An 8,409-nucleotide genomic window follows, 5' to 3' on the forward strand; every position below is an offset into this window, starting at 1 on the left:
GTGGTCAAACGGATTAATATTTTTTTCAATTCCTTCAGGGTTAATATACTCTATCATTTCAATCCCAAGCTCCTTTGCTCTTCTGTCACGAAAATTTATCATTTCCTTAAAAATATCTTCGTCAAAATTTACCATAGACGGAATTATTATATATTCTAATCCTTTGTAATAAAATTTAAGATTGTTTATCGCATACATCCAGCCTTTTTTGACCGATTTTGCCGTATTTTTTGACATAGGAAGACGGTTTATGGATTGCTCTTTAAATTTGTCATCATAATTATCCATAGTAAAAAACTTGACATTCGGATCATACCCGCAAGGTTCTTTTTCTTGGGTAACAATATCTATCTGCTCCTTTAAAAAAGCGTTTCCTTTTTTGTCCTCCATATGAGGCTTTACAAATTCATTAAGATAATTTTGCAAAACTTCCGGCATAAGCTCATAAAAACTTTTGTCATTTATAAGTAAAATCAGAAAATAATCGCCTTGCTTAAAGTCCTTTAACCCAAGCTCATCATTTTTGTAGTTATCTATATAATCAAAAACAATCTTTGCTAAACTATGATTTTGTGGATTTGAATAGATTAAAATGGAATTTTGTAAGGTATGCAAAATAGCTTGGAATTTTTTATATAAATCTTTTTCATTTTGATACTCGTAGTTTGGGTATAAATAATATGAATTACTAGTTCCACCTATCTTTTTTGTAAAAAATGTTTTTATGGTGTCTAATGAAGTTCGTGATAGTCTTGGAGTACTAAGAAGCCTCCCGTTCTCAATTTTAAAATCAATAGCCAAAGTTATATGGTCACTATCCTTAAAATTGGAACTTTTAATCATAGCCTTAACATCGTCGTCACTTAGCAGGCTGCCAATTTTATAGAGTTTATGAGCTAATCCCATATTTTATTTTTACCTTAAGTATTTTAGTTGATTTTATGACCATTTTACTTAAATATTTCTAAAATTATTCTAGATTTGAAATCAGAATAAGATTAAGGCATTAAGAGGCATATTTTATTGTGATTCAAAAACTAATTGCAATAAATACTGAACTCTATCTACCCAAAATTTATGTCAAATATTTTAACATCTACGATAGGGCTAAAAAATATACACAAAATGCACAATATGTATTTTCCCATGCGATTAAGAACTTTTTTAGTTTTCAAATGTAACTCCTTATTGTTTTACCTTATTATAGCACAAAACCAAATAGATTTCAAGTTATATTGATTTAAGGGTTAACTTCCTTTTATTTTGGTAAAAATTGTACTATAATGCAGATCAAAGAATAAGGTTTCCCGCTGGGATTTAAAATTATTGTTTTAAAGGTTGTGACCTTATTCTTTTTGCTTTACAACCTCCAAAACCCCTACTCCGTAGTTCATACACCCACTTCCAGCGCCCGTGCCAAGGATCAAATTGATTAGTTCTGCATTAGCTACAATTTTCCATCTTGCCTGCCACACATATACCGGCTTGCGATTGTTGCCGTAATAGAATTTCACAGACTCACCCAGCTTTTGCCACAATAAATTTAATTCCATTTCGCCATTATATTTTCGCCCCATAATCGTTTCAAATCGCTGTAAAATATTCGTCCTCATCATCTCTAAATGCCTGCTATCTTGCGGCTGCAAATAGACTTTATGCCCCAAAAGCCCGCTTACTGCGCACGCCACGTAGCCTTGCACAATAGCTTCGTTCTCGCAAATTTTATGATTTTTCGCTTCGACGGTAGTTTGCGTAAATAGAATTTCACCCAAGCTTAACCCGTCTTTTAGCACTGCTAGCGCGATTTTACGTTCAAACTCCGGCTCGCATGAAGCAAATCGCACGCGCAAGTCCTCTCCTCGCAAGATAAAATCAAACACCGTGCGTTTAAAAATTTTACCGCTTGATTCGTGCCTATATCCTACGTGCTCTGAAGCCGGCAAGTAGCGATAAAGAAAGCCCTGAATCAGCTGCGAGAGAGATTTTGTGATTTTTAGATTTTTAGTTGGTAATTTTGCGTTGATGATTAGCATTTGCACTCCTTTGCGCGGTAAAATTTTGCCCAAGGTTCGTGTAAACCTTGGGCAAACGAGCTATAAGTGAAATTAAAATCCTATCTCTTTGATATCGGCAAACTGCAAAAACGCGCGATAAATTTGCCCGATATTTGCGATACGATTTGCGCGTATCTTGACATCCTGGACGTTTATCATTACGTTATCGAAAAAATCATCAATCACGCCTTTAAGCCCAAATAGCGAGCGCAGATACCCACTCACGTCGTTTTCGTTGAGCTTAACCGCCCTGAACGCCGCATTTAGCGCACGCTCAGCATCGTGTTCGAATAGGTTTTCGTCCACCGCGCCTATTTTTTCGTCCTTGATGATATTGGCTAGGCGCTTAAAGGTCGCAAAATTTTCTGCAAAATCCGCTGCTGCTGCGATCTCGCCCAGCGCCTTTATGGCCTTGCTTAGTAGTAATAGATCGTTTTCGCCGCTTGCGATGCACGCCTTGATCACGGACGGATTTATCTCGTCAAAAATTCCGTATAACCTATCTTTTATAAAATCCAGCAGCTTAGAAATGTCAAATTTCTTATAATTTGGCGCTAGCTTCTGCGCCAGCGCATTCGCATCAAAGCTCAATCCTTGATTTAGTAAAATTTTAATTAGCCCAGTAGCTGCGCGGCGAAGCGCATACGGATCTTTATTGCCGCTTGGAACTTTATTGATGCTAAAAAGCCCCAGGAGCGTTTCAAATTTCATCGCTATAGCGATTACGCTACTAAATACACCGCTTGGCAGCTCGCTATCCTCGCCGCTAGGCAGATATTGCTCGCGTATCGCGCGGCATACATGATCTGCCAGTCCAGCGTGTGCGGCATAGTAACTACCCATAATGCCTTGAAGCTCGCTAAATTCGCCCACCATAGTGCTGCTAAGATCTACTTTACTAAACATTACGGCATTTTCCACATCCAGCGCGAAGTCCTTTTTGCCGATCTCCACCTCGATCTGCGTAGCATAATCCGCGCTCAATACCCTTGCTACGGCTAGCTCGCGCACTTGCTTATCATAAACCGAGCCAAGAGCTTGCATATAGGAAATTTGCTTAAGTTTTTCAGGGCTAAATTCCGCTTGCAAATCGCTTTTCCAAAAAAACATAGCATCGCTTAGGCGCGCGCGTAAAACTTTTTCATTGCCGCGCACCACTAGCTCGTCATCATCGGTGATCGCATTACTAACGACAACGAAGTGATTGCTTAAGTTTTTACCCTCGAAAACGGGAAAATAGCGCTGATTCTCCTTCATCGAAGTGATGATGGCCTCTTTTGGCACGCTTAAAAAATCTCGCTCAAAGCTGCCTAACAGCGCCGTCGGATACTCGGTAATCGCCGTTACTTCATCTAGCAACGCAGGATCGACCTCGATCTTAAAGCCATGCTTTTTCTCGAGCTTTGCAAACTCGCTTAGAATTTTATCTTTTCTTTTTTGCTCGCTTAAAATTACGCCGTTACGCTCCAGCAGTGCAAAATAATCTGCGGCGTCTTTAAATTTAATCGCTTCATAGCCAAATTTTCGGTGCGGAAAAAATGCAGCCGCGCTTCGCACGCCATAAATTTCAAAATCTACGTTCTCTCCGCCCAAAACGCAGGCTATGCTTCTTATCGGACGGATAAACTCAAACTCACCGCTACCCCAGCGCATCGCGCGTCCAAAATTTAGCGATCGTAAAAACTCCTCTATCATTTCGCCTAGGATTTCACGACTATCACGCCCTTTTTGCACCGCAGCGTGGTAGAGCACCTCTTTGCCGCCTATCTGCCGAAATTCCAGCTCACTTTCGCTTATGCCGCATTTTTTAGCAAAACTTAGCGCTGCAGGGCTCCACGCGCCGTCTTTGAGTGCGACGGATTTTGGTGCGCCCGTGCTTACGATCTGCGCATCATCGCCGCGTTGCGGAAAATCCTCGTGAAATAGCACGAATCTACGCGGGCTAAATTCGAAGCGAAAGTCACTATTTATACGGTTAGCCTCAAGTACCGCGCGCCATTTTGGCGCGATATTCGCACGCTCTTTTAAAAACGGGATCGCAGGCAGCTCCTCGACCCCAATCTCAATGAGTAGTTCCATCTTTATCCTTTTTTCGTTGATTTCGTTTTTCGTTTTTCTCCATCATTTCGCGGTTAAATCCTACGATCATAAATATCATAAAAAGCACGAAAAGTGCGGTTATAACGGCGTGTATCATTCTACTATAAATTCCTTTTGCCCTTTATAAATCGTAAAATAGGCATTTTTAAATTCTAAATTTTTGCCGTTTTGCACAGGAGCGCTTTTGCGAAAAATTCTAAACTCGCCCGCGCTTTTTAGATAAATTATGCCGTCTTTAACGTCACCTTTAATCGCGCTTATCACATCTCCTGCGCGCAGCTGCCGCACCGATGCGCTAGGCAAAACGTATGGTGCGATAGAGCCTACGTTGCCGCTTCTAGATACGATCTCATAATCGTCGATCTCAAAGCTTTGTTTGTAAAATTTCGTCTTTTTTACTAGCAGATCGAGTTTATCGCCTAGCTGCAGCCCGCTGCCGCCATAGACAAAAACTCCGCTTCCATCTTGAGAAATCGCAAAGCCGTGGCGGTTTGCAAAGCTCACGACTGCGCCTTTTATCAGCACAGGCTCGCTTATAATGCGCCCGTAAAGCTCCTCTATCGTGACGGCCTTTGCGGAACTAGCGGTATTTTTAGCTAAAAATTCTTGCTTTTTCGGCATAGATTTGAAAGCGCCTTCGTCCGTCAGAATGAAGCTAATCGGGAAATGATCGGAAGTGAGAGAGGATTTGGCAACAGCGAAGCTGTCCTTTTTATATCCCGGCTCGCTACTAAAAAAATCGTCGCTCAGTAAGATATGATCGAGCACCGCGCCACTTTCATGAGACTCACAAGAGCTAAAATGCTTTAACTGCGAGCAGGGATGCAGCGCCCACAAATCGCTAAATCCATCGCGCTCGATAAGCTCGTTTAGCAAAGAATTTCGCCCGAAATTCGTATTAAAATCTCCCGCTACGATAGCGCGTTGGTGCCCTTGCAAAACCTCGCGTAAAAAGGCGAAATTGCGCTTGCGCTCGCTAAGCGGATTGCGTGCAGAGAGCATATGCACGACATAAAAGCTAAAATCAGTGCCGCCAAGCGCAAAATCAGCGCGCAAAATATCTCGTGTTTTAAGCTCTGTCGGGCGGTAAGTTTTTTGAAATTTTATCGGTATGCGCGACATCACCGCCACGCCCGCAGGTGCAGTCTGCGCGCGCGAAAAAGCGTAGAATTTATAGCCCGTCTTCTGCGCAAGTGCTTTTAGCACGGCTTCGTTTTCGATCTCTTGCAGCCCCAAAATATCGGCATTAAGCGCGCTTATCTCGTCTGCTATCTCTTGCAGCTTACGCTCGTATTTTTGCTCGCTCCATGAGCCGCGCCCGATCTCAAAATCCGCGTACTCCGTGCCGTCGTTTACGCCGTCGAATAAATTTTGTACGTTAAACGATGCGATCTTCAGCTCCGCCGCACTCGCGCCGCAGAAAAACATCGCAAAAAGTAGCGCTAAAACTCGCAAACCGCGCTCCTAAAGTCGAATTTATCGATGTTTTGGCGGATCGCTTCGTAGGTTACGATACCCACGCTGGTGGCTAAATTTAAACTGCGCCCCGCCCCGCTCATCGGGATCGTGATGCAGTTTTCGCGGTTTGTGCGCATAATCTCAAGCGGCAGCCCGTGCCCTTCCGAGCCGAAAATCAAAAAATCGCCCGGCTGAAATTTCGCCTCGTAGTAGAGTCTGTTCGTCTTCGTCGTCGCAAAAAAGAAGCGCTGCTTAAATTTCTTGTTCGCCGCCATAAACTCGTCCCAATTTTCCCAAATTTTAAGATCCAAGCTCGCCCAGTAATCAAGCCCCGCGCGGCGCAAATGCTTATCGTCGATGACAAATCCCAGCGGCTTGATCAGATGCAAAGGACACCCTGCGTTGACGCACATGCGCCCGATGGAGCCCGTGTTTGTGTGGATCTGCGGATAAACCAGTACGATATTAAACATCAAAAATTACCGATTTTGAACGGGCAGAATTTTGCGATTTAAAATTCCGTGAGACAAGGTTTTGAGATTTAGAATTTCGAAAAGCCAAATTACGCGGCTTGGGATTTCGCGCAGTAAAGCCTTGCAAATTTAAATGGGCAAAATTCCATAATTTGAAATTCTGTGAAATAAAATTTAGGTTCATGATTTTGCGACGCTGCAGTACGTCAGATCTCTCCCTGTAGCGACACGGCTCTTGCATTTTTTTGTGGTGCGGCGAGGCAACTACTCCCATAGCACAGGACGCGCAATACGGCTCGCTAAATTTTGCTTTAATACGTTTAATATGACGCAGGCTGTGAGATTTTGTGCCAAGATGTCCTAATCCGCAAAATTTCATCTCGCTGCAATGCGAGCCGTGAAATTCCGTCTCGCTGCTGCACGGCTCGTATAATTTCTCGCCGCAGCGATGTGATCTGCGAAATTCGCGCGATCCATAAAACTTCGCCTCGTGGGCTTTTTCGGTATGGCGGCACGACGGATGAAATTTTAATAGGTAAAATTCCGCGTCATAAAATCCTACCGAGCTAAGCTTTGCACTATGAAATCTTACGCCGCAAAAATTTAAATTTCGCTCGCCATAAAAGATAAAATTTCGCGCAGCAAAAATCACGGGATTTTGCCTGCGATCAAAGCAAAAAGCGCGCTTTTGCAAAGACGCAGCATTCTTGCAAAACGCGTAAATTTCGTCGCGACGATAGAATTTTTTCATAAAACTAGCTCCTAAATAAAACGGCGATTTTACAGAAATCTCTCTAAATTTACGCTTTTAAAGCCGCTACAAACGCCCTAATCTCCGCTTCTTGCAGCCTCTCAATCTCCTTGCCGATCGCCGCGCCGCGCAGATTGCGAGCGACATCCGCAGCGCAAACCAAGCTCTTAAATTTCTTATCCCAAATCCCAAGCCGCTTTGATGCTTGCACCCTACCTTTACAATATAGCCCGAGCCACTGCTTAAGCGGCATTTTTAGAGCGATTTTGCATAGCTGCTCGTCGCTTACCCGCTTAAAAAACGGCTCACTAAGTAGCCTTTTATAAATTGAATTTAGCCCTAAATTCTTTAAAATTTTATTTTTATCTAATCCTAAAAAATTCAAAAACGCGTATAAAAAAAACATTTCATTTCTCACGAAAGATTCGCCGTGCTCTATGAATTTTATCAGCCGCTCGTGCGCGCGCGGATCAATCCGCAATCCAAAAACCCGCTCATAAAGCCCTAGCTCTTGCATTAGCATCATCCCATATCGGTGCGCAGGTGCACGGAAAAATTTAATCAGCTCCGCTTTAACGCGCTCGCAACTAAGATCGCTAACGTCGATGCCGTGCATAAGTTCTAAGGTGCGAGGCTCGGCGCGAAGCTCAAATCTCGCAGCAAACTGCACTGCGCGATACACGCGCAAGCTATCCTCCACGAAAGTGTGCGGATCGACCACTCGCAAAATCCTCGCATGCAGATCCACAAGCCCGCCGTAAAAATCGAGCACTTTGCCGCTTATAGCGTCTATCATCATCGCATTGATCGTAAAATCGCGCCGCCTACTAGCATCGCGTTCGTCCGTAGCCAAAGCGACACTAAAGCCCTTGTGCCCGACACCCGTCTTGCTTTCGGTGCGCGGAAGCGAAACATCGAAATTTTTATATTTATAAACGAAGTAGCTTTTGCCGACGCCCTGTGCGCCGAAGCCATACATAATTTGCTCGAAACGGCGCGGATCCACATCGTAAAGTTCCACATCCACATCAGCGCTCGCCCGCCCCAAAAAATGATCGCGCACGCAGCCGCCTACCAGATATATGCGTGAGCTAAATTTTTTAAGATAATCTAAAAGCGCGATGAAATCGTTATTTTGGTAGATTTTCAAGTCGGTTTTCGATACTTGCAAGCAAAAATTCCATAAATTTTAAATTTAGCTCCACGCGCGCGTTCAAATCGCCCTTCTCAAAAGCGTTCAGCCCCTCAAAAAGCACTAAAATCCGCTCTTTTATCGCGCTCAAAAACTCCGCTTCGCTTGAAATTTTAAAATCTGCATTTGCGAGATATTTTGATTTGTAGCCCGCTTGAGGTTGTCTCGCAGCCCCGAGATGTCGCACTGCTTCAGGATGGCACGTGGCGGAATTTTTAGCACCAGAAGAAACAAAACCTCCCGCTTGCATATCCTGCGCGGTGGAATTACGAAGCTGCGGCGTGGCGAGCTCATCACCTCGCACCCCAGGCATCGTAAAATTCTGTGACTGAGAAACGAAATTTTGCTGCTGCGTGGCAACATTGCGGATATTTAGCGCGG

The 8,409-nt window shown here is 43.6% G+C and carries 8 protein-coding genes and 1 pseudogene; all 9 read right to left on the reverse strand.

What is annotated here, in order from left to right; genetic code table 11:
- A pseudogene (locus Q0413_RS05110) lies at positions 1-111 on the reverse strand (sulfate adenylyltransferase small subunit); the annotation flags it as partial.
- A 1,235-nt stretch (positions 112-1,346) separates the two neighbouring features.
- Positions 1,347-2,033, reverse strand: coding sequence for a CRISPR-associated endoribonuclease Cas6 (locus Q0413_RS05115; RefSeq protein ID WP_298987888.1), 687 nt, complete (start codon positions 2,031-2,033; stop codon positions 1,347-1,349).
- Positions 2,034-2,105: 72 nt separating this feature from the next.
- On the reverse strand, positions 2,106-4,133 hold the full coding sequence (glyS, locus tag Q0413_RS05120; RefSeq protein ID WP_298987889.1) for a glycine--tRNA ligase subunit beta: 2,028 nt from the start codon (positions 4,131-4,133) through the stop codon (positions 2,106-2,108).
- On the reverse strand, positions 4,117-4,251 hold the full coding sequence (locus Q0413_RS05125) for a hypothetical protein (protein WP_291937682.1): 135 nt from the start codon (positions 4,249-4,251) through the stop codon (positions 4,117-4,119). Before Q0413_RS05125 ends, glyS begins: the two co-directional genes overlap by 17 nt.
- Positions 4,248-5,609 carry an endonuclease/exonuclease/phosphatase family protein gene (locus tag Q0413_RS05130; protein WP_298987890.1) on the reverse strand — a complete coding sequence of 454 codons (1,362 nt, stop codon included), beginning with the start codon at positions 5,607-5,609 and terminating at the stop codon, positions 4,248-4,250. Before Q0413_RS05130 ends, Q0413_RS05125 begins: the two co-directional genes overlap by 4 nt.
- Positions 5,597-6,085 carry a tRNA (cytidine(34)-2'-O)-methyltransferase gene (locus tag Q0413_RS05135; protein ID WP_298987892.1) on the reverse strand — a complete coding sequence of 163 codons (489 nt, stop codon included), beginning with the start codon at positions 6,083-6,085 and terminating at the stop codon, positions 5,597-5,599. The genes Q0413_RS05130 and Q0413_RS05135 overlap by 13 nt, the downstream gene beginning before the upstream one ends.
- Positions 6,078-6,836, reverse strand: coding sequence for a hypothetical protein (locus tag Q0413_RS05140; protein ID WP_298987894.1), 759 nt, complete (start codon positions 6,834-6,836; stop codon positions 6,078-6,080). The genes Q0413_RS05135 and Q0413_RS05140 overlap by 8 nt, the downstream gene beginning before the upstream one ends.
- 49 nt (positions 6,837-6,885) lie before the next feature.
- Entirely contained in the window at positions 6,886-8,007 is a 1,122-nt protein-coding gene (locus tag Q0413_RS05145) for a CCA tRNA nucleotidyltransferase (protein WP_298987895.1), read from the reverse strand.
- The coding region (locus Q0413_RS05150) for a hypothetical protein (protein ID WP_298987897.1) at positions 7,967-8,409 on the reverse strand (443 nt) is incomplete at its 5' end. The genes Q0413_RS05145 and Q0413_RS05150, both read right to left, overlap by 41 nt.

It is taken from the genome of uncultured Campylobacter sp., from assembly GCF_938045465.1.
Classification (GTDB): domain Bacteria; phylum Campylobacterota; class Campylobacteria; order Campylobacterales; family Campylobacteraceae; genus Campylobacter_B.